Raw genomic sequence first — 26,606 nt, 5'->3', positions numbered from 1 at the left:
GTATCTGAAAAGGACTTTTCTGAATAACGGTTAATGATAGCGTCTGATGGCGCTGCGCTTCTCAGGCCTACGATGCCTGTCAATTCGTAGGCCTGACGCAATGATTACCAGTCAGCGTAAGGCACCAGAGGCTGCGGCGGTAAATCCATATCCCCCTGCCAGCCCGCCGCGGAATAACGGACATACAGCAGCAGATGACTGGGGGTATAGTCTTTCGCCTGCTGAATATCGACAGCCGTACCCACAAACCAGTTGGCAGTGACCCGGCGTTCAATGAGCGCCCGTGCGGTATAGCCAAATCCCTGGCTGCTACCGCCGCCGTTGGTCTGGTCACGCGCATCCTCCTGATAATCCGCCGGGATCAAATTCATCAGCGGATAACGCGGCATGGTACGGTTGCGGGAGTGCGACCAGGATACCGAGCCGCCTAGCTCCCACGACCAGTTTTCCGTACGCTGCCGCCACATCACCGGCACCGCAAACGACAGGTATTCCTGCGGGCTATAATAACCGCCCTGACCCAGTGAATAACCGCTCAAATCCTTGTCGTAATGCCAGATCATGTTATTCAGCCCGACGGTAACGCGGCGGTTATTCTCGTTAATCACCTTATAGTAATAACCGGTCATCCAGCGCACGCGCCAGTTATCTTCCACATTTTTACCGCTCAACTGGTCGCCGCTGAGCGATGCCCAGACACCGTTTGCTTCGCCTTTATCATAGCTGAGACTGACGCCGCCGCCGTTGGCCCGCACGCCGCCCCATTTGGTGCCGGTATTGCTGCTGGCGTCCTTTTGCCCGCCAAACGCCAGCAGCGAACTGGAGATCGGGCGACGATGCGCATTCAGGGTATAACCCAACGGCCCGATATCGTCGCTATAGCTGACGCCGCCGACCACATCAACGACATTAAAGCCCATCGGCGTCGTGCCGATATCCCAGCGCCAGGTCTCATTCTGCCAGCCGACCGCCACGCTCGCGCCCGTATCGGCCTGGCTACGATGTCCGCTGCATTTCTCCAGCGTACAGGTACCCCAGTTATTATCGTATTTTCCGTCCGCATCCGTAGAGAAACGGCCAACATCCATATTCACCATATCAGTACGAAAGAACGCCCGTCCGTCCGACCAGGGCGCATCCACCTGAAGCATCGTGGTATGCGCCTTCAGATCGGAGTAACCGCCAGTCCCGCTCGACCCCCAATAATCGTGCGCCAACGTGACATTGAGATCCTGCTGACGGTACAGCTCCGCCGCATCGCTACGCACGCCGCGTTTTAGCCAGTCATCTTTTTCATCATTGCGCGTCAGGCGGGTAAAGGTATCGTTATCCTGGGGAAGAACCGGCGTAATCGCCGCGGCGACCATTGCCTCTTTGTAGGTCTCCAGCGCCCGCTGCGGCTCGCCCGTTTGCGCCTGAAAAGCGGCGGCGTCACGCAATACCATTGCGCTTTCCATTGATGGCGGCTGTGCTTTTGCCTGCGGCGTAATGCGGTTAAAGGTCCGCGCCGCCGCCGTGATATCGCCAAGCTGGAGCTGCGCCAGCGCGACGCGACGCTGCATGTTAATAGAGGTGATTTGCGACGCAGGCAGCGCCGCCAGTTGAGCGCGCGCCGCGGCGTTATCGCCCTGTGCGATGTCGATTTCCACCCGCCCCAGCATGGCATCGACATTACCCGGTTCCCGCGCCAGAACGGCGTCATAAGCGGCGCGGGCCGCCGCATTATCGCCACGCTGCTGCGCCCAGTCCGCCAACGTTAACTCAATGCGCGTAGAGGGAGGCTGCTGACGTAACAACGCTTCCGCTTCGCGTTCTTTGCCGCTATCGCGCAAGCGGTTAGCGCTTTCCAGCACCTGGTTACTTTGCAATCGGCCCGCCAGTTCCTGAATATTGCTGTTCCACTGGCTGGTCGGCAGGGTATTGAGATGCGCCAGCGCCGCCCGGTCCCGATCGCTGCCGGAAAGATAAAGCCCATAAGCATAGACCTGTTCCGGATCGTTTGGCTTCTGCTGCGCCAGAGAGCGCATTTGCGCATCGGCCTGGGCGTGCTGCCCGGCCTGCCACAGATCGCGTGACAGTCGGTACGTCACCCACACGCTCCCCGGATCTAATGCCAGCCGACGACGGTGCAGTTCTGCGGCCTGCGCCCATTTGCCCTCGCTTTCCAGCGTTTCCGCCTGCTGCGCCAGACGGTCATTTTCCAGACTGCGTTCGATATCGTCGATACTGCGCCGCTGGCTGGCGGAAAGAGAAGCGATAAACGCGGCGGCTTTTTGCGGCGACTGCTGGCGATAAAGATTCGCCAGCCCGCGTACAGCATTGGTATTACCGCTATCCATACGCAGCGTCTGCTGATAATAACGTTCGGCGGCGGCATTATCTTTGCGCGCCATCGCCACATCCCCCAGCCCCAGCACCGCGTAGCTGTCGGTGTTATCCACTGCTCGCGCCTGCTGATAGAAACGCTCCGCCTGGGCCAGATTATTCGCTTTTAAGGCCGCGTCGCCCTGCTGAATTAACAGCCAGTAGCGATTGACCTTCAGCAGACTCTCCCACTTATCGCGGCTGCTGCTGTGCGGCGCCATCGCCAGCGCTTTTTCAAACTGCGCGACGGCGCGGGCGCGATCGCCACGCTGTGAGTATGCCTGCCCAAGCGCGCCGACCGCCTCGCTGTCGTCCTGCCGGGCGCTCACCGCCTGCTGCAATTGCGCAATAGCGTTGCCGCCTTCTCCGGCATTAACCGCCGCGATGCCCTGCGAGCGCGCGCGAAACGCCGGATCGGCTAACTGTTTTTGCTGCTCGCTAAGCTGGGCGCGGGCGGCAGACACGCTATCGCCTTCGCTAAACTGCGTCAGATAGTCTTGCAACGCTTTTACGCTGGCGTCGCTCACCGGGAGATCTTTTATCTGCTGGTACCAGATGGCGGAGGCCGCGCTGCGTCCCGTACTGGATTTCGCCATCTGTTTTAGCACCGCAAATCCCTCATCGCGCCGCCCGCTGGCGAACAACAGTTGCGCCAGCGCATTTTGCAGAGCGTTATTACCCGGACTGACGGCATTGATTTTCTGTAGCTGGTTAATCGCTTCGTGACGGCGGGCGGGCAATTTCGCCACGGTCGTCCAGTATTCGACCGCCAGTTCGCCCTCCGGCGGATAACCTTTAAACAGCTTGTCGTAGCTGGCGATCGCTTGTTCAGTATGGCCGGTCGTCGCCAGTAAACGCGCCTCCTGCAAAGACTGACGTCCTTGCGGCGTGGAGAGCAGCATCGCGGTGCGGGAAGATTGATACGCCGTCGACTCCGGCGCCAGTTGCGCCAGCCGGTCAAGTAGCTTCTGCGCCCCATCGCTATCCCCCTGGCGCAACAGATAGCGGAAACGGGCGGCGATAACCTGTGGATCATTGGGGTCGATCAGCTCCAGGCGATAGAGCGACTGACGGACTAAGTCCTCACGGTGCGTGGCCTCGCCCAGCCGAACCTGCTCCAGCAACTGTTGCTGCGCGGAGGTCGCTGCGCCGGCAAGCGGTGTTAGCGCCATACCAAGCGATAAACCCAACAATGCCCGAGAAACGCCCCTTTTGCCAGGTAAGGCATTTCGACCGCCAGCCGGCAAAAAAGCGTGCATGAGACTTAACGTGAACTTACGCATTCCTGGCCCCAGTCAGGTAATAATTCACCTTTGACGGTGAAGCGAAAACGGTGCTGATCCCAGCCTTGTCCAAAGAGAGTCAGCACATAGTTGTAATAGGCATCGCTGCCAGGAAAATGGTCTGCGACCCGCTGTCGCTGCACGGCCTGGGCGTCGCGATTTTGCAGGAAAGGCAGTAAGGCGGCGGAAAACCCGACCGGCCCCGTCCCTTGCGCGTTCCCGCTGACGACATCCACTTTCTCCGGTGGAACGCCGTTTTTCATCGTTAACGTCGCCATCGGTTTAAATCGCGCCAGTAAACGCGCTTTTTGCGGATCGCCATCATGCATCATTCCCGCCCATAAATAGACGCGAATCGCATCGTAGCTACTGATCAGCGTCTTTTCCGCTTTCAACTGCCAGCCTTGCTTGCTTTCATAACGCACCCAGTCCGGCGAGAAACCTTTCGGCGCGGTTTCCAGCAAAAGCCGCAAATTGGTTTCCCGTAGCGTCGACCACGGCGCGCCAAAACGGCTAAAGTATTGCGCCAACTGCGGCGGCAGATAGCTTGGGTTAAAACGCCAGCTATTCGCCTCGGCAAAGCCGATTTTGCCAGGTAGCAGCATTGAGCCCAGCCCCGGCACATTCACGACCTCTTCGCGGGCGATGCGTTTTAGCAACGCCGTGCCCACCTCGGTATAACGCGTCTCTTTCCACAGACGACCGGCCTCCAGAAGCGACCATGCCATCCAGATATCGCCGTCGGACGCGGAGTTGCTGTCCAGCACCGACCAGGTGTCGGGATCTTTTTGCCCCCACAGCCAGGCGGGCAGATGTTCACGCAGCGATCCCTGCGCCAGATTGTTTTGCGTCCAGTTAAACAGTTGCGCGAACGCCGGTCGATCGTTCGCCGCCAGGGCAAAGAACATGGCGTAGCTTTGCCCTTCGGAGGTGGTAATTTTTCGCGCATCGCCCGGATCGATAACGCGTCCCTGCTGGCTAATGTAATCTTTCTTGAACTGTTCCCACGCAGGCCAGCTACAGGCCGCCTGCGCATTTATTGCCGTCAGCATGACGATCATCGTTATCCATCCGCGCAGCATAGTCATCATGCGTTACTCATGGTCAGGGTCGAGACGACGGCGACTGAGAATACGTAGCAGACGCCACAATACCCACGCCAGTAATACCACACTGAGGGCCGCCAGTACCGCCAGCAGCACCGGGTGATTCGCCAGCGCATACCACAGCCGCTCAAACCACGGCAGATGTCCGACGTAATAGATATCGCCAACGCGCAGACTGTGAACGCCGGACTCGCGGATCACCGCCACGGAACCAAACATCGCGGCACGTTTACCGCTGTCGTTCACAGCGTCGTTCAGTAGCTGGTAACCGCGCGGGCTGTCAGCCAGCAGAGCAATCACGCTGCGCTGATCATTAAACGGCGACTGGAAGCCCACCACCGCCGCCATTGGGCCGCTGGCGGTGACGGTGGACTGCGCATCCGCCGCGCGATCGGCCTCATCCGGCATAATCGACGGGAAAGCGGTCTGCCGCATCGGGGTTTTTACCCAGCTTTGTGTCGCCTGCACCAACAGATCGATACGCTTATCGTCTTTTAGCTTGCCCGGAATAGCGCCAATAATCAGCAGATCGGCGTCTTTGTCGGCTATCTGAGCGCTATCATCGGTGATTGTCAGATTAATTGCCGGGAAACCGGTCTGCCCGCCAATGGCGCCGACCGTATTCAGCAGCGTTTCCATTTGCGCTTCGGTTGGGGTCTTCGGCATCACCGCCAGCGTGTCAGACAGGTCGGCCATCCGGCTGAACGGGAAACCCGCATTGGCGAACGCGCGTAAATCCGGCATCGCGATAAAGTGGTAATATTTCGAAAAATCGATAGTGGAGTCATCCCCTATCACCACATGATTCGGTACCGGCTGGAAGGTAATACAGTTGTCCACCGACCCGCCCGGCATCGGGTTCATGTAGCGGAAGTCAAAACGTAGTTGGTTCATCGCCCCCAGTTTGAGCGCCGGAATAGACACATCCGTTTTACCATCCAGCAGTCCCTGAAGTACCGGCAAGCGCAACAGGAGTCGATTAGTTTCCTGCGTGCTATTAAGGCTAAAGGCTTGCAGGAACTGGTTATTCAGACTGATATCCAGCCGTGAACTGTCTTTGGTCGGCGGCGAGGTATAACGGTAGTTGAGATCCATATCAATACCGTTGCTACGCAGCAAATAGAGGTCCGGCGGCAGATTCAAAGAAACGTTGATGGGCGCCGGCTCCAGCCCACTCGACTGGAGCTGCTCTTCATAGGTTTTCAGCTCGCCAAAAGTGACCGGGCGATCGGTACGCACCCAGTTCGGCGCATCATACGGTTTGCGCGCCAGCAGCGGTTTTACATCGTTGACCACCACGCTGGAACCACGGAAGAGAATATTCCCTTGCGCGATACCTTTTGCCGCCTGCAACAGGTCTTTATCATCACGGCCAAACACGACCAGCAACTTCACATACGGATTATCCGGATGGCTCATCATCTCGATAACCGGCGCGTTAACCGCAGGATGATCGCGCAGGAAATCGGGGCGTCGATCGTTGGTGGCGAACACGATCGCATTGCGATCCGGCAGGTGATTATACAACACCGGGAAGCGCTGACCGCGCCAGCCCGCCCGCGAGCCAAACCAGGACGCGACAATAGAAGCCGCCTGCTGCTGCGCCAGGTCCGGCATGTCAGCAAACACTATCGGCAACGTCACCGGACGGTTATCCCGCGGATCAAAAAACGGCACCGGGAAGTGGGACAGATCGTTATTCACCGCCAGCATGTTATAGGTCAGATCCAGGGCGCTATTTCGCCCGATGTCTAACCACAGAGTACTGCTGGCCGGGTTTTCACACACGTCGCGATAGTGGCCGACAAACTCCAGCCGCACCCGGTTAAAGTCGGTGATAAATAGCGGATTGATAGGTACCTGCGCCAGCGTCTTTTTCCCCAACTGCTCTTTTGTCACCGGCAGTACGCCCATCAGTTCATCATTGAGATAAACCTTGAGCTGCGACTGAACCGGCAGGAGCGACGGCGAGGGCGTATATTCCAGATTCAGCACCGCTTTCGACGCCACTTCATCGCTGCGCATACCAAATTCAATGCCGCCGTTAGGGTTAACGCCACGCAGCGCCATACTACCCGGCGGCGGCGCGATTTGCGCAAAGGTCAGCTTGACCTCGCGCGAAGGCGCGGTCTGCGCCACGACGGGCGCCTCAGTTGCGGGCGACGGCGCAGGCTCGGTGGGTTCAGCATTTATCAATGGCGGCGTAGCAGGCGCCGCCGCCGTCATGAAAGCAGGAAACGCGCTTAATCCTATTACCGCCGCACACATCCAGGACAATTTTCTTTTCATCGCATTATCATCATTGTTGAGCCTGAGCCATAACCCGATCCGACGGCTGTATCGCCGCTTGCCGCTCCGGGCGACGCGGAATAAACGATACAATCCAGGCAATTAACGCCGTCAACGATCGGAAAATTACTTTTACTGAAGGCGGCGCGAATTCCGCGAGGTGGCGATATCCGCGGAAGCCCAGCTTCAGAATATCCAGCAAGCTTTCCAGCGGTTTATCTTCCGGGAAGCTATCTTGCCAAAGCGCCCACGTATCGGCGCGCGCGAAGGTACACTGCACAAAATCAATATGTTGTTTGGTGGTGAGCGGCATCAGTTGTAGTCCGACCTCATTGCCCGTTACGCGCACCACCTGCGTTGGAAAGACATATTCCTGCTGCCCGCGTTTAAGCAACAGATTCACTTTCTGCCCTTCCAGCACCTGCGCCTGACCGTTGATCTTGATGCCTAACCCGCCGTCGGAGAAGTCATGTACGGTACAGGAGAACAAATGTCCATCTTCGCGGGCGATGGCCCCCGGCATGGCAATCTCGACCCGATGCGCGCGCCTGACCTGTTTACTCTCTACCGAAACCGCAACCGCGCCGCCGAGAATGACCAGGTTGTAGAAGACCCACACCAGGCTAACGATGACGGTCAGCGTTTCATTTTCCGGCCCGTAATAGTATCGCCATACGCCCGCCGCCACGCCGAGCAGGTTAAGCAAGACAAGGAAGATATACGGACGCGAGATTACCCAATCGACGTACTTCTCTTCCACCAGCCCGCCTTTCGCCGTGACGTTAAATTTCCCTTTGTGCGGATTGATCAACGCGACCAGAGTCGGCGGTGCGATATACCATGCCAGTACCGTTTCATAGATTTCACTCCAGAAAGAGTGACGATACTTGCCCTGAATCTTCGAGTTAGTCAGGCTGGCGTGGACCATGTGCGGTATCACAAATAGCGCAATCATCAACGCAGGCGCATAAATGATATAGGCGTGCAGCAGCAGAAAAGCCAGCGGCGCGGTCAGAAAGATCAGACGCGGAATGCCGGACAAGAAATGGAACATCGCGTTGAGGTAGCACAGCCGCTGCGCCAGTTTTAAGCCTTTACCAAACAGAGGGTTATCGAGGCGGAAAATTTGCACCATGCCCCGCGCCCAACGAATACGCTGCCCGATATGCGCCGACAGGCTTTCCGTCGCCAGCCCCGCCGCCTGCGGAATGCGCATATACGCTGAGGTATAACCTCGCCGGTGCAGCCGGAGCGAAGTATGCGCATCTTCCGTCACCGTCTCAACGGCGATACCGCCAATCTCATCCAGCGGCTTACGGCGAATCACCGCGCACGATCCGCAAAAGAAAGTGGCGTCCCACATATCGTTACCGTCCTGCACCAGACCATAAAACAGCGTGCCTTCGTTAGGCGTTTTACGAAAACGTCCCAGGTTGCGCTCAAACGGGTCCGGGGAGAAGAAATGATGCGGCGTCTGCATCATCGCCAGCTGTTTTTCTTTCAGGAACCAGCCCATTGTCATTTGCAGAAACGAGCGTGTCGGCACATGGTCGCAATCGAAGATCGCCACAAACTCGCCTTTCGCGTGTTTTAGCGCATTGTTGATGTTGCCGGCTTTGGCGTGTTCATGCGTGGCGCGGGCAATGTAATGCACGCCAACATGTCGGGCAAAATGACGAAATGATTCACGCCCGCCGTCATCAAGGATCCAGATATTCAGCTTGTCCTTCGGCCAGTCAATGCCAAGCGAAGCGTAAATGGTATTTTTGACCACGTTAAGGTCTTCGTTATAGGTCGGTACAAAAATATCCACCGTCGGCCACTGCGACATCTCTTTCGGCAACGGCACCGGTTGACGATTTAACGGCCACACCACCTGGAAGTACCCCAGCACCAGCACAATCCAGGCGTAGGTTTCCGCAAACAGTAGGATCAGCCCGCACACCAGACTGACCGGGTCGTCCCAATTTAGCGTCGAGGTATAGCGCCACCAGATATAACGACAGGAGACCGTTAGCGACAGCACGATGAGCATCAGCGCGGAAAAGCGTCCCGGCATACGTCGTACCAACAGCGCAACGCCCCACAGCAATAGCAGAAAGATAAATTGCGATAGCGGGTTAAATGGCTGCGTAATACAGATCAGCGCCAGTATCAGTGAAAAGGTCACGATAACGCCCAGAATAAAACGCCGGGCGCCGTTGCTAAGATGTCCCAGCTCTTTTTCCTTTTCCAGATGCGTTGTCTTTTGACGCACCCGTTCCGGTAAGGTATCCATCCATTGATGGTAACGTCCACGAACGTCCTTCAGGCGCGCAAATGACCGCCAGCGCGGTTCATGACGTTCTTTAGTCGACGAGATCATCACCAGCCAGAGGGTCTGAATGAGGTAACGGGCCGGGTCCAGCGGGCGCGGGCGGGCGGCGTTAATATGCGGATAAAGCGCTTTATGCCCGTCGCGAATACGCTGCCAGCGCGGATGCTCAAGCGGAAACACTATCCACGCCAGAATCATCCACAGACAGCCGAGCGCTGCGCTAAACGGCGACGCGCCGTGGCGGCGGTAACCCTGATAGCGCTCGCTCAAACGCGCGCTAACCGGCGGGATAAGCAGCCACCGGGAAAGGGCGCTCATCGCAGGCTCCCGGCGGACGTTTTGTCGCCCGCATCATGCAGCAGGCACCAGTTCGCCAGCGTTAACACCTCTTCGGCGGCTAACGAATCGCTGCGATATTCGCCTAACGGTTGTTTCGACGCCATGCACTCCGCCATCGCCTCATCGCGATGGATCACAATGGGCAGCAACCGGCGCTGGCTTTGCAGCCAGACCTGGTACAGATCGTCCTGTAACTGACTGCCAATGCGTAAGTCATTGATCAGAATATGCGCCCCGGCAGGCAACGCCTGCTGATGAAGGCGAATATGGCAGTTAGCGTCAACCTGGGCTATCGCCAGCGTATGGTCGCAGAGGCTCACCAGCTGCCGTGTCAGCGGTGACGCGCCGTAGGGCAAGTCCAGTAAAATCCAGCTATAACGCCCGCTCGCTTTCAGCGCCTGGATAGCCGATCCGATCTCTCCCAGCGTCTCCTGCCAGGCCTGCGGATTTTCCCGCTCTTGCGCGGTGAGCTGTCCAAACGGCAGTAGATCAAGCTGTGAGGTATAACGTAATCCGGCATCGCGCCAGTCCTGGCCGTCCAGCAACGATCGCGCCCAGCCGCCCTGATGGACAAAGTCGACGTTAAACGACATGCGCAGCAGGTTATCGGGGCTGGCGTCAATCACCAGGACATTTTCCCCTAAGATTTGTAACGCCCAGGCGAGTGCTGCGGTGAGAGATGTGGTTCCCACCCCGCCGCGCACGCCCTGCAGTCCCAGAATCGCCATTCATGGCTTCCTTAATGAATGTGGTTGCGCAAATTCAGCCAGGAGTGGCCATCTTTTAATCGCCGCCGCCAACTGTTCGCGTTGGGAAATATCGGTATAATCTATTTCGGGTAGTGAAAACGCCTGGCTTAATGCCAGAAAATCATTTTGAAAAGTGTAGCCCAACGTTGGATCGGACTGAGCGCCAGGTTCATTGTTATACATTCTGGTTGCTCCTTTTTAAATATTTCTCACTGGCAGCATTACGCCCCGTCGTCAATACGGGAGAACGCGCATTTTTCATCTTTCCGTGACTTCATTTATAATGTGTAAAAATGCAAAGCGCAGAGTTACAGGGCATCCTGCCGGACAAATTGATTCACATGCTAAATCTGATGCGTTTTAATTTCAATGTTAGGTTTATTTCTGTGCTTTCGCTAGTAAACTGATAAACAGTTAAAATAGTGACATGAGGGACACTGTGGACCCCGTATTTTCTCTCGGCATCTCATCATTATGGGATGAACTGCGCCATATGCCAACCGGCGGCGTCTGGTGGGTTAACGCCGATCGCCAGCAAGATGCCATCAGCCTGGTGAATCAAACGATTGCGTCACAAACGGAGAATGCAAATGTCGCCGTCATCGGCATGGAAGGCGATCCTGGCAAAGTAATCAAATTAGATGAATCTCACGGTCCGGAGAAAATCCGCTTATTTGCCATGCCGGATTCAGAAAAAGGGCTATACTCTTTGCCCCACGATTTGCTTTGTTCTGTTAACCCGACGCATTACTTTTTCATTCTTATTTGTGCAAATAACACGTGGCGGAATATAACGTCAAAAAGCCTGCATAAATGGCTGGAAAAAATGAATAAATGGACTCGTTTTCATCACTGTTCATTGTTGGTTATTAACCCTTGTAATAATAGCGATAAACAGTCCTCGTTGTTGATGGGCGAGTATCGCTCACTTTTTGGCCTCGCCAGTTTACGTTTTCAGGGCGACCAACATTTGTTCGATATTGCCTTCTGGTGTAACGAAAAAGGCGTCAGCGCCCGACAGCAGTTATTGCTGTGTCAGCAGGACGAACGCTGGACGCTATCCCATCAGGAGGAGACGGCAATTCAGCCGCGTAGCGACGAAAAACGCATTCTTAGCCACGTCGCCGTCCTTGAAGGCGCGCCGCCGCTCTCGGAACACTGGACGCTTTTCGACAATAACGAAGCGCTATTCAACGACGCGCGCACGGCGCAGGCCGCGACAATTATTTTTTCGCTTACACAGAACAACCAAATCGAGCCGCTTGCTCGTCGCATTCATACTTTGCGGCGCCAGCGGGGAAGCGCGCTGAAAATTGTCGTGCGCGAAAATATCGCCAGTTTGCGCGCCACCGATGAGCGCCTGCTGCTGGGCTGCGGCGCGAATATGATCATTCCCTGGAACGCCCCGCTTTCACGCTGCCTGACGCTTATTGAAAGCGTGCAGGGGCAGCAGTTCAGCCGTTACGTACCGGAAGACATCACCACGCTACTGTCGATGACGCAGCCGTTGAAACTGCGCGGTTTTCAGCCGTGGGATACCTTCTGCGATGCCATCCATACGATGATGAGCAACACCCTGCTCCCCGCCGACGGGAAAGGCGTTCTGGTCGCGCTGCGCCCGGTGCCGGGCATTCGGGTTGAGCAGGCGTTGACATTATGTCGACCAAACCGAACCGGCGACATTATGACCATCGGCGGCAACCGTCTGGTGCTGTTTTTATCATTCTGCCGGGTCAACGATCTGGATACCGCGTTAAACCATATTTTCCCTTTGCCGACGGGCGATATTTTCTCTAATCGTATGGTCTGGTTCGAAGATAAACAAATCAGCGCCGAGCTGGTGCAGATGCGCTTATTGTCGCCGGAACTGTGGGGAACGCCGCTACCGCTGGCAAAACGCGCCGACCCGGTAATAAATGCCGAACACGATGGCCGCATCTGGCGTCGTATTCCTGAACCCCTGCGACTGCTCGACGACACCGCGGAGCGTGCATCATGATGACCATCAGCGATATTGTGCAAATTATTCTTTTTTGCGCGCTGATTTTCTTTCCGCTGGGGTATCTGGCGCGTCATTCGCTACGCCGTATCAGTGATACGACCCGGCTGCTATTTGCCAAACCTCGTTATGTAAAACCAGCCGGAACTCTGCGCCGCGCTACGAAAGTCAAGGCAGACAAAAAATGACTCAGCATACTCAAACTCCTTCAATGCCTTCTCCGCTCTGGCAATACTGGCGCGGCCTTTCCGGCTGGAACTTCTATTTTCTGGTCAAGTTTGGCCTGCTGTGGGCAGGCTATCTGAATTTTCATCCTTTACTGAATCTGGTATTCATGGCGTTTCTGTTAATGCCAATACCAAAATATCGCCTTCACCGGTTGCGCCACTGGATTGCCATTCCCGTCGGCTTCGCGCTGTTCTGGCATGATACCTGGCTGCCCGGCCCGCAAAGCATTATGAGCCAGGGGACGCAGGTGGCGGAATTCAGCTCCGGTTATCTGCTCGATCTGATCGCCCGTTTTATTAACTGGCAAATGATCGGCGCCATCTTCGTACTGCTGGTTGCCTGGCTATTTTTATCACAGTGGATTCGGGTCACGGTGTTTGTGGTCGCCATCATGGTATGGCTGAATGTCCTGACATTAACCGGCCCGGTTTTTACGCTGTGGCCGGCAGGCCAGCCAACCGATACGGTGACGACGACTGGCGGTAATGCAGCCGCTACCGTCGCGACAGCGGGCGATAAGCCGGTCATCGGCGATATGCCTGCGCAAACCGCGCCGCCGACGACCGCGAATCTGAACGCCTGGTTGAACACCTTCTATGCCGCGGAAGAAAAGCGGAAAACGACGTTCCCGGCGCAGCTTCCGCCTGATGCGCAGCCGTTCGACCTATTGGTCATCAATATTTGTTCGCTCTCCTGGTCGGATGTCGAAGCGGCAGGCTTGATGTCACATCCGCTATGGTTGCACTTTGACATTTTGTTTAAACACTTTAATTCCGGTACGTCTTACAGCGGCCCGGCGGCCATTCGTCTGCTGCGCGCCAGCTGTGGTCAACCATCGCATACCCGACTTTATCAACCAGCCGATAACGAATGTTATCTGTTTGATAACCTGGCGAAGCTGGGTTTTACTCAGCATCTGATGATGGATCATAACGGAGAATTTGGCGGCTTCCTGAAAGAAGTTCGCGAAAACGGCGGTATGCAGAGCGAACTGATGAACCAGTCCGGCCTGCCAACCGCCCTGCTGTCATTCGACGGCTCGCCGGTATATGACGATCTGGCGGTCCTGAACCGCTGGTTGACAGGGGAAGAACGTGAAGCCAATTCCCGCTCCGCGACTTTCTTTAACCTGCTGCCGCTGCACGATGGCAACCACTTTCCCGGCGTCAGCAAAACGGCGGATTATAAAATCCGCGCGCAGAAACTGTTCGATGAACTGGACGCCTTCTTTACCGAACTGGAGAAATCCGGGCGTAAGGTGATGGTAGTCGTCGTACCGGAGCACGGCGGCGCGCTGAAGGGCGACAGAATGCAGATCTCAGGCCTGCGCGATATTCCCAGCCCCTCCATCACCAACGTCCCGGCGGGCGTGAAATTTTTTGGCATGAAAGCCCCGCATGAGGGCGCGCCGATTGATATTAACCAGCCGAGCAGCTACCTGGCGATTTCCGAACTGGTCGTACGCGCCGTGGACGGTAAGCTCTTTACCGAAGACAGTGTGAACTGGAACAAGCTGACCAGCAATCTGCCGCAAACCGCGCCGGTTTCAGAAAACGCTAATGCGGTGGTGATTCAGTACCAGGGTAAGCCCTACGTTCGTCTGAATGGCGGCGACTGGGTGCCTTACCCGCAGTAAACCGAAAAAGGCCGCAAGGTTTCCCCTGCGGCCTGGTTCGGGCGCATGTTGCCATTACGGCGGACAGACGCTCAAAACGCGTTACTTCCTGTCACGTAGCCAGTTGACGATCACACTGGCGATAATGCCAGCAATGATCGGCGCTGCCAGATCGTGCCAGAAGGCCACGCCCAACTGCGTAAGCGTCATATAGCCGCCTTGTTGCAATGGCAACCGTTCGCGGCTATCCTTGATGTGTTGAGGTTCAAGTTAGCCCCCGTCAGGTTGCCAGGTTTATACCAGTCAACGTGCGGGGGTTTTCTCTATCCAGCAACCTATGCCGCCGGGGATCAAGCCCCCGCAACATTGCGCCTCACCGGGTAAACCCGGCTTGCTGCTGATATTACGGCAAAATCCCCGTCCCGGCACGGCGCTAACGTACAATCTGCGTGACGCTTCGCAGACGATTACTTTTATTTGCCAGAATACATTCAGCATTTCTGAGGCTGGCAGTCAGCCGCTCAATTCTGTAAATTATGCCTCCTCGCGGCCAGTCCCGGTGATACCGAAACCCTCGTTCAGCATCCTGCGTCTATGACATATTCGCCTGTTGCGCCAGAGGAATGGCTAAAAGCAGGTATTACCGACGAACTTATCCGTCTTTCAGCGGGACCTGAAGATCCCGACGATATTATTCATGACCTTGAACGCGCCAGCAGAAAAGCAGCATTCTGACGATTGCTCGGCGAACCGCTGTCACCGGTTTGCCGCATCGGGTATCAAGGCACTATAGCCTGGTTATAGGCAGCATTCTTTATGAGAGAGCTGCCTATATTTTGGGCAGGGGGCTCTATGCAGGACGACACATTACCATTAAATAACAGTAACGCTACGACCACACCGCTTTCAACGAGATTACCGTTTACAAAATATGATTTTGGCTGGGTGCTCTTGTGTATCGGTATGGCGATCGGCGCCGGTACCGTCTTAATGCCAGTGCAAATCGGTCTCAAGGGGATCTGGGTATTTATTACCGCTTTTATCATCGCCTATCCTGCTACCTATATTGTGCAGGATATTTATCTAAAAACGTTATCTGAAAGCGAAACCTGTGACGATTATACGGATATTATCAGTCACTATCTTGGCAAAAACTGGGGCGTTTTCCTCGGTGTAATCTATTTTCTTATGATTATCCACGGGGTGTTTATTTACTCCCTGTCGGTGGTGTTTGATAGCGCCTCCTATATCAAAACCTTCGGCCTTACTGAGGCCGATCTTTCGCAGTCTATTATCTATAAAGTCGCGATTTTCGCCGTACTGGTGGCGATTGCCTCCGGCGGGGAAAAGTTATTATTTAAAATTTCCGGCCCGATGGTGGTGGTAAAAGTCGGGATCATTCTGATATTCGGTTTCGCTATGATCCCACACTGGAATCTTGATAATATTTCCGCCTTTCCCGCCGCATCGGTTTTCTTTCGCGACGTACTGCTCACTATCCCATTTTGCTTCTTTTCTGCGGTCTTCATTCAGGTGCTAAACCCAATGAACATCGCCTATCGTAAGCGCGAGCCTGACCGTGTGCTGGCCACCCGGATGGCGATTCGCACGCATCGCATTAGCTATATTACGCTGATTGCCATTATTCTCTTTTTCTCGTTCTCGTTTACCTTTTCGATTAGCCATGAAGAGGCGGTATCAGCGTTCGAGCAGAATATTTCCGCCCTTGCACTGGCAGCTCAGGTAATCCCTGGCCATATCATCCACATTACCTCTACCATCCTCAATATTTTTGCCGTACTTACCGCGTTCTTTGGTATTTATTTAGGTTTTCACGAAGCGCTTAAAGGTATTGTGCTGAATGTATTGAGTCGTATTATGGATGTCAAAAACGTCAACCCACTGTTACTGACATCTGGAATCTGTGTCTTTATCGTGGTGACTCTGGTTATTTGGGTTTCGTTTCGCGTCTCAGTATTGGTCTTTTTCCAGTTAGGCAGTCCGCTTTATGGCATTGTCGCGTGTATTATTCCCTTTTTCCTGATTTATAAAGTAGCGCAACTGGAAAAATTACGCGGCCTGAAAACCTGGCTTATTCTGTTATATGGAATATTGTTGTGCCTGTCGCCGTTATTAAAATTGATTGAATAAGTCGTACCGGAGAGCCATGCCCGGTGGCGCTACGCTTACCAGGCCTACAGGTACGGTGTAGGCTTGATAAGGCGCAGCCGCCATCCGGCATAAAACGCAATTAACTCAGCGGTTTCTGCGGATTTTCATCCTGATCGACGGCAAAGCAGGCCACCAACTGGCCGTCGTACTCTTTAAGCTGCGGCTGTAACTGCGTACAGGGTCCGAAGCGACGGCTGCAGCGAGCGTTGAAGGCGCAGCCCGGCGGCGGGTTCAGCGGACTCGGCAACTCGCCGGTCAGCTTAATCCGCTCACGGCGATCGTCCGGATTCAGCCGCGGCGTGGCGGAGAGTAACGCCTGGGTATAGGGATGACGTGGATTGTTAAAAATCTGCTCTTTGGTCCCTTTCTCCACGCAGCGGCCTAAGTACATGACCATCACTTCATCGGCGATGTGTTCCACCACCGACAGGTCGTGCGAGATAAAGACATAAGACAGCCCCATATCCTGTTGCAAATCCATCATCAGGTTCAGCACCTGGGCGCGCACCGACACGTCGAGCGCGGAGACCGGTTCGTCGGCAATCACTACGTCCGGATCAAGCATCAGACCGCGGGCGATAGCGATACGCTGACGCTGGCCGCCGGAGAACATATGCGGATAGCGGTCGTAGTGCTCGGTTTTCAGCCCCACCTTCGCCATCATCGCCAGCGCTTTTTCACGACGCTGCGCTTTACTCAGGCTGGTATTGATCAACAACGGCTCTTCCAGAATTTGCCCCACTTTCTTGCGTGGGTTCAGGGAACCGTAGGGGTTCTGAAACACAATCTGAATTTTCTGCCGCCGCAGTTTCTGCGCGTGCGGATCGTGTTTGAGCAGATCCTGCCCCTGGTAATAAAGCTCGCCGCCGGTTGGCGTTTCAATCATCGTCAGCAGGCGGCCCAGTGTGGATTTTCCACAACCGGACTCCCCCACTACGGCCAGCGTTTTACCGCGTTCGAGATTAAACGACACGCCGTCCAGCGCTTTTACCAGCCGTTCCGGAGAAAAGATCCCCTTCTTCACCGGATAGTGTTTTTTCAGGTCGATAGCCCGCAACAGCGGCTGTTGCAAGGTGGCCTCATGCGTGCTCATAGTGTGGGCCTCCCGGCATCATCAAGTGGGTAATGACATTTTGACTGACGTCCATCGTCCAGTTGGTTGAGAGCAGGTTCTTCCGCACGGCATCTGTCCGTGGCGTAGGGGCAGCGCGGGTTAAGCAGACAGCCCGTCGGTCGGTCATATTTCCCCGGCACCACGCCCGGCAGCGACGCCAGACGCGCTTTATCTTGCGCAAACTCCGGCAACGCGCGTAGCAGTGCCTGGGTGTAGGGATGACGCGGCGCGCGGAAAATATCCTGCGCAGCGCCAGTTTCGACGACCTGCCCGGCGTACATGACGATAATTTTGTGCGCCGCTTCCGCCACCAGCGCCAGGTCATGGGTAATCAGCACCAGCGCCATGTTCTCTTTTTGCTGCAACTCCAGCAGCAGTTCAATGATTTGCGCCTGAATGGTCACATCCAGCGCCGTGGTCGGTTCATCGGCAATTAACAGCTTTGGTCGACAGGCTATTGCCATCGCAATCATCACGCGCTGACTCATGCCGCCAGAAAGCTGGTGCGGATAGACATCCAGACGAGAAGCCGGATCGGGAATACCCACCTGGTTCAACAGGTCAATCGCTCGCTGACGACGGGTTTTCTTGTTCCCGCCCTGATGTACCTTGATGGCTTCCATAATCTGAAAGCCAACGGTATAGCAAGGATTGAGGCTGGTCATCGGGTCCTGGAAAATCATCGCCACTTCAGCGCCCACCAGGTTGCGACGTTCCTTCTCGGAAATGCGCTTCAGATCCTGTCCGTTAAAGAGCAGGTTTTCCGCCATCACGCGGCCTGGGTAATCGATAAGCCCCATAATCGCCAGCGAGCTGACGGATTTGCCGGAACCAGACTCGCCGACAATACCGACCACCTCACCCTGCTTCACGCTGTAGCTAATGCGGTCGACGGCTTTGAACGGTGTCCCTTCGTCGCCGAAGTGCACCGATAATTGATCTACATTTAATAACGCCATCTCGAACCTCTTACTGCTTCAGTTTGGGATCGAGCGCGTCACGCAGACCGTCACCCATCAGGTTAAATGCCAGCACCGTCAGCAGAATCGCCAGCCCCGGGAAGGTCACCACCCACCAGGCGCTTTGCGCGAACTGCAATACGTCAGAGAGCATGGTGCCCCACTCCGGCGTTGGCGGCTGCGCGCCCATGCCAAGAAAGCCGAGGGCGGCCATATCGAGAATGGCGTTAGAGAAACCGAGCGATGCCTGAACAATCAGCGGCGCAAGGCAGTTCGGGAAAATATTGACGAACATCTGACGCATTGCGCCTGCGCCCGCCACGCGGGAGGCAGTCACATAATCGCGGTTCACCTCTACCAGAACCGCCGCGCGGGTTAAGCGGACATAGTGCGGCAGCGCCACAAACGTCAACGCCAGCGCAGCGTTGCCGATGGAGGGGCCGAAGATCGCCACCAGCACCAGCGCCAGCAGCAGGCTCGGCAGGGCCAGCATAATATCGACCACGCGCATGATGATGTTATCGACCAGACCGCCGAAGTAGCCCGCGACCAGGCCGAGAATAATCCCCATTACCAGCGACAGGACGACCACCAGACAGCCGACCAGCAGTGACAAACGCGCGCCATACATCAGGCGCGAGAGGACATCGCGACCAACATCATCCGTTCCCAGAATATGCGCCCAACTGCCGCCTTCCTGCCAGACCGGCGGCGCCAGCAGCGCATCGCGGAACTGCTCTGCCGGGTTGTACGGCGCAATAAAGTTGGCAAACACCGCAATCAGGATCACGATGAGAACATACGCCAGCCCGACGACCGCGCCTTTATTGCGTTTGAAATAGTGCCAGAACTCCCGCAATGGCGTCATGGGCGCCGGTGCGGCATTAACATTATTTTCAGTAACCTGTGACATGATGGCCCCTTACTTCTTATGCCGAATACGCGGGTTCACCACGCCGTACAGCAGGTCTACCAGCAGGTTGACGAGAATAATCATCGTCGCTACCAGTAACACGCCGCCCTGCACTACCGGATAATCGCGGCGTTGCAGCGCATCGATCAGCCAGCGCCCCAGACCGGGCCACGAGAAGATAGTTTCTGTCAGAATCGCGCCCGCCAGCAGCGTCCCGACCTGCAGGCCGATCACGGTAACGACTGGCAGCATGGCGTTACGCAGAGCATGGACGATAATGACGCGCATCCTGGTCAACCCTTTGGCGCGTGCGGTACGGATGTAATCCTCCCCCAGCACTTCCAGCATCGACGAACGGGTCATACGCACAATGACGGCCAGCGGGATTGTGCCGAGCACCATCGCAGGCAGGATCATATGCGCCAGCGCATCAATAAAGTTACCCTCTTCGCCCCAGATAGCGGTGTCGATCAGCATAAAGCCCGTCAACGGATTGGTATCATCAAGGAACACCATATCGCTCACGCGCCCGGAAACCGGCGTCAGGTTCCAGTGGACGGAGACCAGCATGATCAGCATCATGCCCCACCAGAAGATAGGCATAGAGTAACCGGTCAGCGCCAGGCCAACGGCAGTGTGATCGAAGATAGAACCGCGCTTCACTGCGGCCAGCACGCCCACCGGAATTCCCACGGCGACGGCAAAAATCATGGCGCAGACGCCAAGTTCCAGCGTCGCTTTAAAGCGAGGTACGAACTCGTCCCACACAGGGATTCGGCTTTTCAGCGAGATGCCTAAATCGCCATGCATCACCCCCCAGATATAATGGAGGTACTGCTGCCACATCGGTTTATCAAGACCGAGTTCAGCCAGCAGTTGAGCATGGCGCTCAGGGGAAATACCTCGCTCACCCGCCATGATCATCACCGGATCGCCGGGGATCATGTGGACAAAGGCAAAGGTGAGAAGGGTAATACCGATAAACGTCGGGATAACGAGTCCCAAACGTCGGAGAATGAACTGCAACATAACCCGAATTCTCTCTCATGACCCACGGCCTGGAACCGTGAGTCTGTATTGCTCACAAATCTTATCCCACGCAAACTGCATCGCGGATAAAGCATTACGCCGGATGGCGCTGCGCTTATCCGGCCTACACAACACCGGGGCGCAGCGCTCTTTTAATTATTCGACAGAGACGTTTTCGAAGTGATGTTTGCCTAATGGATCAACCACATAGCCTTTAACTTCTTTACGCACTGGCTCATAAACCGTGGAGTGAGCGATGATCAGCGCTGGCGCCTGGTCATGCATCACAACCTGGGCCTGTTTATAGAGTTCAATACGCTTGTTGTGGTCATCGGTCGCACGCGCAGGCTGAATCAGGTCTTCAAACGGCTTATAACACCATTTTGAATAGTTGGAGCCTTGCTGGGCGGCATCGCAGCTGAACAGCGTGGCGAAGAAGTTATCCGGATCGCCATTATCGCCGGTCCAGCCCATCATCACCGTCTGGTGCTCGCCATCTTTAGCGCGCTTGAGGTATTCGCCCCATTCATAGGTGACAATTTTGGCCTGAACGCCAATCTTCGCCCAGTCCGCCTGGATCATTTCCGCCATACGACGCGCATTCGGGTTATAGGGACGCTGTACCGGCATCGCCCACAGATCGATGGTGAAGCCTTTTTCCAGACCGGCTTCTTTCAGCAGCGCCTTCGCTTTTTCCGGATCGTAGCCGTAGTCTTTAATATCGTCGTTGTAGCCCCACATTGTCGGCGGGATCAGGTTTTTCGCCGCAACGCCCGCGCCCTGATAAACGGCTTTGATGATGGCCTCTTTATTCACGGCATAGGTCAACGCCTGGCGAACTTTGACGTTATCCAGCGGTTTTTTCTGTACGTTATAGGAGAGATAACCCACGTTCAGACCGGCCTGCTCCATCAGGTTGATGTTTTTATCTTCTTTCATGCGCGCAATATCCGCCGGGTTCGGATACGGCATCACCTGACATTCGTTCTTCTGCAGTTTGGCGTAACGCACAGAGGCGTCAGGCGTGATGGAGAAGACCAGACGGTCGATCTGCGGCTTCGTGCCCCAGTAGCCGTCAAAGGCTTTGTAGAGAATGCGGGAATCTTTCTGATATTGCACCAGTTGGAACGGGCCAGTGCCGACCGGGTTCAGATCCACTTTTTCCGGCGTACCGGCTTTCAGCATGTTGTCAGCATATTCTTTGGAAAGAATAGAGGCGAAGTCCATGGCTAAATCGGCAAGGAACGGCGCTTCCGGACGCGTCAGCACAAACTGCACCGTGTGATCGTCTACCTTCTTCACTTCGCTAATCAGATCCGGCAGCCCCATGCCTTCAAAGTATTCATAGCTGCCGCCAGACACTTTATGGTACGGGTTCTGCTCGTTTTTCTGCCGGTCAAAAGAGAACACGACATCATCGGCGTTCAGCTCGCGCGTGGGTTTGAAATCCTTGCTGGATTGCCATTTCACCCCTTTACGTAGGTGGAACGTATAGGTTTTACCGTCTTCGCTGATATCCCACTTCTCAGCAAGACCCGGGATCACTTCCGTGGTGCCGGTTTTGAATTCAACCAGACGGTTATAGATAGGTACGGAACTGGCATCATAGGTGGTGCCAGACGTAAAGAGCTGTGGGTTAAAGCCTTCCGGCGAGCCTTCTGAACAATAAACCAGGGTTTTGGCCTGCACGCTGGCTGCAACGGTCATGGCCACCAGGCTCAAACCAAGCTTCAGCATCCCTGACTTCTTCAAGGAAATACTCATTCTTCTGCTCCAATAATTGTGATGTATGTTGTTTTGCCCTTTGCAAAGGCTTTTACCGCCCGGCCTTTTTTGTTTTTTACCTGGTCAGGTCAGTAGTGAGAGGTGGGGATTCCGTTCGCATAATCGACTGAGTTGCAGTGCGGATTCTCCATAAAATGCCCCTCATTCCCTACAATCTGTCAATAGAATGTCAAAACGTCAATACAGGTAACCAGCTTTTACAACAACGGTGAGAATTAACAAACAAAGATTAAAAAAAGTTCAGAAGGGTATTTTCAGCAGGGAAATTTGTGCTATGGGCAGAAAGGCAGAGTTATTCACTTAATATTTTGCAACAGTTAGTGATTAACAATTAGCCATTAATTGAAAAATTTCTTTCGATATGTTGATTATCTGAGCGATTAATACCACTAACGCTAAAACGCACAGGCGAAAATGCTGAGGTTATCCATAAGCCGTGTGCAAAAAAGAGTTATCCGGACATTGAAAAACACCATCGAATATGTCACAAAATTGTAAATAAGTAGGCCGTCGTGCGGCCTACCGCGATCACAAAAACTAACTTTTGACCCTGGCCTGCGTGCGCTTTTCGCTCCAGTTAAACAACGAGTTCACCAGAATCGCCGTCAACGTCCCCGCTGCCATGCCGTTGCCAAAGACCATCTGTACGCCCGCCGGGAAATTCTGATACAGGCCGGGTACCAGTATAGGTAGCATTCCCATGGCCAGCCCCATCGCCAGCGCGTAGGTTTTACCCGGCGTATGCAGTGGCTCACGCGCAATCATATCAATGCCGATGACCCCGATAATGCTGAAGACAATCACCGCCGTACCGCACACCACCGAACCTGGCAGACAGGTCGCCAGACGTACCAGCGGCGCGAATATGGCAATCAGGATTAACAACCCTCCGGCAGCCGCAGTCACGAAACGCGATTTCACATTAGTGGTGCGTACCACCCCAATATTTTCGCCGGAAGTGATAATTAAGGAGGTGCCAAAAATCCCCCCCAGCAGCGACATTACCGCATCACCACGAATGGTACGTGGAATCGCCTGCTGCACATTTTGCGTGGAATTGACTATTTCCGCGGTAGCAATCGTTTGCCCGGTTGCTTCAGCCATAGAGATGACCGCGTAAATCAGTAACGGCAGCGAGGCGGAGAGATCAAAAATCGGCCAGCCGAACGGCAAAAGCTGTGGGAAACTAAACAGCGGCCCGTGACCAACACCGCTAAAATCGGTGCTACCCAGCGCCATTCCCAGCAGCGTTCCCGCTAAAAGGCCGAACATCACCGCCAACTGGCGCAAAATACCGCTAAACGCCAGCGCGAAAATCAGCGTTATCAGGATAGTCCCCAGCGATAAAATGATACTGGTTGGATGAGCGAAGTCGGCGCTCCCTGGCTGGCCAATGATCAACCCGCCGTACAGGCGAATAAGGTTAATCGACACCATTAGCAGCATGATGCCAATGATAAAGGGGGGAAAATGGTGCAGGCAGCGGCGGAAAATCGGCAACGCGATAAAGTAGAACAGCGAGGTCAGAATTACGGCGCCAATCGCGGTCTGGATATTGGTCTGTAAAGCGATCGCAACGAAAATCGCAATCGGCGCGCCCCCCGGTACCATAATAAACGGCAAACGCGCGCCCACCCCTTTCACACCCAGGCTTTGCAAAATAGCGCCCAGACCGCACATCAGAAAGGTCGCGCTAAGTACCGAGGCGGTCACCGTATCGGTAAAGTGCAGCGCTTTGGCGATCAGGAAGACGGAGGTAATGGGGGTGGCGGCAACGACCAGCACATGCTGAAGCGCCAAAAGTAAGGTGGTTTGCCAGGGTAATGCATCGTTATCCGGCGTAGTAAGGCCAGGTTGCGGCATGATTAACTCCCATAAAACATCAAAAAAATAACCGCCAGCGCTGGCTGGCGGTCTGTATTATTTCAACCAACTAATGGCATCAGCGGCATAGCGATGCGCACGGAAGGCGCTGTTCTGTTTTCCAGGAATAATGCCTTTACTGAGGTGCTCCGGATATTCATTAAAGAACGGAATGATATATTCCCATACCGTTTCGCCTTCCGGGGTGACTTCAAACAGGCGGCCAAACGCCGATTCACAGATAAAGGTGTTGCCGTTCGCCAGCCGCTGCGCGCTCCCCATATACGGCGAGAAAAACGCCGGCGGGAAGATATCGCGATACTGCCAGGTAATCGCTTTGGTCTGCGGATCGAACTCCAGCACCGTGGAATGCGGCGAGGTGACGCCGGGACGCAGGTTGCCGTTATCGAAAACCAGAATCGACCCGTTCTCCATCTCAACCGGCGTGTGCTGCTGCGCTACCACTTCCGGCCCTGCATGCCAGATAACCTTCCCGCTCTCTTTATCCACGGCAATGACGCCAGACGTAGTGCGCAGGCTCATCAGCACCAGGCCATCACGGGTGACGGACAGGCCGTTAATCATCGGCCAGTGGCGGCGGTCGAAAATATCATGAATCGGGAAATCTTCCGGATTCAAATGCTCCCAGGCACGCCATTCCCAGACCACTTCACCGTCGCGATTGACCTCTTTGACGACGTCGCTCTGAATCACGCCGTCCGGCGCATCGCGGCGCGGGTCGCCGCCGGTAACACGGGCGGCGATATCGGCAGGCAACGGCGACGCGGCGGTATACAGCAGATTACCGTTCGCCAACCATTGCGCATCATGGTGATGGTAAATATCTTCGTAATGCCAGACGATTTCGTTATCCGGCGTCACTTCGTAGAAGTCGCCGCCGTGCCAGAGATCCCACGCCGGATAGAGGTTCGCTGAAGTGCGGTGGCTGCCGTTATAACCCAGATTACCGTTCGGCAGCAGCACTGCATCACGCCCGGCGCGAACCGGAAGCTGCCACTGATGCGCGACTTCGCCCTGCTCGTCCACCAGGTAAACCCGCCCTTCGGCGGTTTGCGGCGCAAAAAGCGTATAGCCGCCAAAGCTCTTCGCTTTATCAGCGTAGATAAGGCCCGCCGGACGGCGTCCAAGGGTGAAAGTCGAATCCTGAGTTAAGTGTGCCACATCGCCTCCTGAGGAATAAATTTGCGCCAAAATACCCCATTAAAACGTTTTAATGAAGAGTTTTTTACGATCCTCACCGAAAAAAAGCAAACGTTACCGTCTGGTAAATATGCTACCCTGTGCGCAAACTTTCGAAGGTCAGGAAGCAGATGGCTGTTCAAAATAAAAAACGCGCAAAGTTGATTGATGTTGCCCGCCATGCAGGCGTGTCGCCAGGGACGGTATCCAATGCCTTGCACAACACCCGCTTTGTCGAGCCGCAGACGCGACGGCGTATTGAAGAGGCCATTGTTGCGCTCAACTACACGCCGAATATTCGCGCCCGCCAGTTGCGAACCGGCAAAACCAATACCATTGCCTTGCTCTCTTCGGTGCCGCTGGCGATTGCCTCCGGTGCGTCACGACTGGGATTTATGATGGAGGTGGCGTTAACGTCCGCGATGATGGCGCTGGAAAAACAGCATGCGCTGATTCTGGTGCCGCCGGGGGCAAATCCACTGGATGCCGTCAGCTTTGACGCGGCGATCCTGATTGAGCCGGCGGAGAACGACCCGCAGCTCCAGGCGCTGGCGCAAGCGGGCATTCCCTGCGTCACCATTGGCCGCACGCCGGGCACCGACACGCCTGTGCCGTGGGTTGAGCTGCACTCGGCGGCAACAGCACAGCTTCTGCTAACGCATCTGGAGGCCTCCGGCGCCAGCAAATGTGCGTTATTTGTCGGTAACACTCGGCGAACATCAGTTCAGGAGAGCGAAGCGGCTTACCAGCGCTGGTGCGCGGGGCGCCAGGACCCCGTCGTCTACTCTCTCAATGAAAGCGAGGGTGAAAATGCCGGCTACCAGGCCGCGCAGCAGCTATTACAGGCGCATCCCGACGTTGACGGCGTGCTGGTGCTGATCGATACCTTTGCCAGCGGCGCGATACGCGCTTTTCAGGAACAAGACATCGCCATACCTGAACAAATGCGAGTGGTTACCCGCTATGACGGTATCCGCGCGCGCGAATCGCTGCCGCCGCTGACGGCAGTGAATATGCATCTTGATGAGGTGGCGCGACAGGCAATCACGCTATTATTTGATTTGCTGGCGGGCAAGAAGGTCAGTCACAGCGACGGGATCATGCCTGAACTGGTGGTGCGAGCGTCAACCTGCTGGTGATAGAGGATGACTCGCCACTGCGTGGCTCGCCCTGCGGGCCGTTGCTGACGCAACGTTCTCTCGCTGCGCTCGAGTCGAACCTCTTGCCCCCGGAGGTTCTCATCCTCGTCAGGCTTCAGATGCAAAAAACCCTGCTCGTTGAG

19 protein-coding genes, 1 other RNA gene and 1 pseudogene are annotated in these 26,606 nt (G+C 55.3%); 6 read left to right on the top strand and 15 right to left on the bottom strand.

The features are described from left to right. Positions 1-104: 104 nt before the first annotated feature. Genes bcsC through bcsR form a run of 6 tightly spaced genes read right to left on the bottom strand, consistent with a single transcriptional unit; the run spans position 105 to position 10,630 of the window. Complete coding sequence (bcsC, locus tag OLG56_RS01135; RefSeq protein ID WP_015406246.1) at positions 105-3,647, bottom strand: cellulose synthase complex outer membrane protein BcsC; 3,543 nt, start codon at positions 3,645-3,647, stop codon at positions 105-107. Beyond that, the gene (gene bcsZ, locus OLG56_RS01130; protein ID WP_000988802.1) at positions 3,629-4,738 is read right to left on the bottom strand and encodes a cellulose synthase complex periplasmic endoglucanase BcsZ; all 1,110 of its coding nucleotides are present in this window, start codon (positions 4,736-4,738) and stop codon (positions 3,629-3,631) included. Before bcsZ ends, bcsC begins: the two co-directional genes overlap by 19 nt. A gap of 3 nt (positions 4,739-4,741) precedes the next feature. Then, a complete protein-coding gene (gene bcsB / locus OLG56_RS01125) occupies positions 4,742-7,042 on the bottom strand; it encodes a cellulose biosynthesis cyclic di-GMP-binding regulatory protein BcsB (protein WP_000823812.1) in 2,301 nt (766 codons plus the stop codon). Positions 7,043-7,052: 10 nt separating this feature from the next. After that, positions 7,053-9,677, bottom strand: a complete 2,625-nt coding sequence (gene bcsA / locus OLG56_RS01120) for a UDP-forming cellulose synthase catalytic subunit (RefSeq protein ID WP_001275329.1) — start codon at positions 9,675-9,677, stop codon at positions 7,053-7,055. After that, positions 9,674-10,426 (bottom strand): cellulose biosynthesis protein BcsQ, encoded by a 753-nt coding sequence (bcsQ, locus tag OLG56_RS01115; RefSeq protein ID WP_000996118.1) that lies wholly within the window; start codon positions 10,424-10,426, stop codon positions 9,674-9,676. Before bcsQ ends, bcsA begins: the two co-directional genes overlap by 4 nt. Beyond that, positions 10,427-10,630 (bottom strand): cellulose biosynthesis protein BcsR, encoded by a 204-nt coding sequence (gene bcsR / locus OLG56_RS01110; RefSeq protein ID WP_000282616.1) that lies wholly within the window; start codon positions 10,628-10,630, stop codon positions 10,427-10,429. It lies immediately after the preceding gene. Between the two features lie 244 nt (positions 10,631-10,874). On the opposite strand from bcsR, the gene bcsE reads away from it, so the two are divergent. Genes bcsE through bcsG form a run of 3 tightly spaced genes read left to right on the top strand, consistent with a single transcriptional unit; the run spans position 10,875 to position 14,310 of the window. Next, positions 10,875-12,446, top strand: a complete 1,572-nt coding sequence (bcsE, locus tag OLG56_RS01105) for a cellulose biosynthesis c-di-GMP-binding protein BcsE (RefSeq protein WP_001205759.1) — start codon at positions 10,875-10,877, stop codon at positions 12,444-12,446. Continuing rightward, positions 12,443-12,634: a cellulose biosynthesis protein BcsF gene (gene bcsF / locus OLG56_RS01100; protein WP_000988321.1), complete on the top strand. Its 192-nt coding sequence runs from the start codon at positions 12,443-12,445 to the stop codon at positions 12,632-12,634. Before bcsE ends, bcsF begins: the two co-directional genes overlap by 4 nt. Beyond that, positions 12,631-14,310, top strand: a complete 1,680-nt coding sequence (gene bcsG, locus OLG56_RS01095) for a cellulose biosynthesis protein BcsG (protein WP_061377063.1) — start codon at positions 12,631-12,633, stop codon at positions 14,308-14,310. Before bcsF ends, bcsG begins: the two co-directional genes overlap by 4 nt. An 81-nt stretch (positions 14,311-14,391) precedes the next feature. On the opposite strand, the gene OLG56_RS01090 is transcribed toward bcsG, so the two are convergent. Continuing rightward, positions 14,392-14,499 carry a type I toxin-antitoxin system toxin Ldr family protein gene (locus OLG56_RS01090; RefSeq protein ID WP_001537650.1) on the bottom strand — a complete coding sequence of 36 codons (108 nt, stop codon included), beginning with the start codon at positions 14,497-14,499 and terminating at the stop codon, positions 14,392-14,394. A gap of 372 nt (positions 14,500-14,871) precedes the next feature. Between OLG56_RS01090 and OLG56_RS01085 the strand changes: the two are divergent. Both OLG56_RS01085 and OLG56_RS01080 read left to right on the top strand, forming a co-directional pair. Beyond that, positions 14,872-15,024 (top strand): annotated as a pseudogene (locus OLG56_RS01085) (PLP-dependent transferase); the annotation flags it as partial. Between the two features lie 117 nt (positions 15,025-15,141). Then, positions 15,142-16,440 (top strand): aromatic amino acid transport family protein, encoded by a 1,299-nt coding sequence (locus OLG56_RS01080; RefSeq protein WP_001150175.1) that lies wholly within the window; start codon positions 15,142-15,144, stop codon positions 16,438-16,440. Positions 16,441-16,540: 100 nt separating this feature from the next. On the opposite strand, the gene dppF is transcribed toward OLG56_RS01080, so the two are convergent. The 7 genes from dppF to OLG56_RS01045 all read right to left on the bottom strand — a co-directional run bounded on the left by dppF (position 16,541) and on the right by OLG56_RS01045 (position 25,306). After that, positions 16,541-17,554, bottom strand: coding sequence for a dipeptide ABC transporter ATP-binding subunit DppF (gene dppF, locus OLG56_RS01075; RefSeq protein WP_000103563.1), 1,014 nt, complete (start codon positions 17,552-17,554; stop codon positions 16,541-16,543). Beyond that, positions 17,551-18,534: a dipeptide ABC transporter ATP-binding protein gene (gene dppD, locus OLG56_RS01070; protein WP_001196509.1), complete on the bottom strand. Its 984-nt coding sequence runs from the start codon at positions 18,532-18,534 to the stop codon at positions 17,551-17,553. Before dppD ends, dppF begins: the two co-directional genes overlap by 4 nt. 10 nt (positions 18,535-18,544) lie before the next feature. Then, entirely contained in the window at positions 18,545-19,447 is a 903-nt protein-coding gene (gene dppC, locus OLG56_RS01065) for a dipeptide ABC transporter permease DppC (RefSeq protein WP_000084690.1), read from the bottom strand. Between the two features lie 9 nt (positions 19,448-19,456). Then, the gene (dppB, locus tag OLG56_RS01060) at positions 19,457-20,476 is read right to left on the bottom strand and encodes a dipeptide ABC transporter permease DppB (RefSeq protein WP_000938843.1); all 1,020 of its coding nucleotides are present in this window, start codon (positions 20,474-20,476) and stop codon (positions 19,457-19,459) included. A gap of 156 nt (positions 20,477-20,632) precedes the next feature. After that, on the bottom strand, positions 20,633-22,240 hold the full coding sequence (dppA, locus tag OLG56_RS01055) for a dipeptide ABC transporter periplasmic-binding protein DppA (protein WP_000028049.1): 1,608 nt from the start codon (positions 22,238-22,240) through the stop codon (positions 20,633-20,635). Positions 22,241-22,798: 558 nt separating this feature from the next. Next, positions 22,799-24,124 carry a uracil-xanthine permease family protein gene (locus OLG56_RS01050; RefSeq protein ID WP_001136076.1) on the bottom strand — a complete coding sequence of 442 codons (1,326 nt, stop codon included), beginning with the start codon at positions 24,122-24,124 and terminating at the stop codon, positions 22,799-22,801. A 57-nt stretch (positions 24,125-24,181) separates the two neighbouring features. After that, the gene (locus OLG56_RS01045; protein ID WP_000940825.1) at positions 24,182-25,306 is read right to left on the bottom strand and encodes an aryl-sulfate sulfotransferase; all 1,125 of its coding nucleotides are present in this window, start codon (positions 25,304-25,306) and stop codon (positions 24,182-24,184) included. Between the two features lie 149 nt (positions 25,307-25,455). On the opposite strand from OLG56_RS01045, the gene OLG56_RS01040 reads away from it, so the two are divergent. Continuing rightward, positions 25,456-26,463, top strand: a complete 1,008-nt coding sequence (locus tag OLG56_RS01040; protein ID WP_061377061.1) for a LacI family DNA-binding transcriptional regulator — start codon at positions 25,456-25,458, stop codon at positions 26,461-26,463. Here OLG56_RS01040 and OLG56_RS01035 read toward each other — a convergent pair. Continuing rightward, positions 26,455-26,584: non-coding RNA, RtT sRNA (locus OLG56_RS01035), on the bottom strand. The two genes, OLG56_RS01040 and OLG56_RS01035, sit on opposite strands and share 9 nt — an antisense overlap. Positions 26,585-26,606: the final 22 nt, after the last annotated feature.

Origin of the sequence: Salmonella sp. 2018103 (genome assembly GCF_026247685.1) — a bacterium.
Classification (GTDB): domain Bacteria; phylum Pseudomonadota; class Gammaproteobacteria; order Enterobacterales; family Enterobacteriaceae; genus Salmonella; species Salmonella enterica.
The sequence above is the reverse complement of the archived record's forward strand: the minus strand, read 5'-3'. Positions and strand labels throughout refer to the sequence as shown.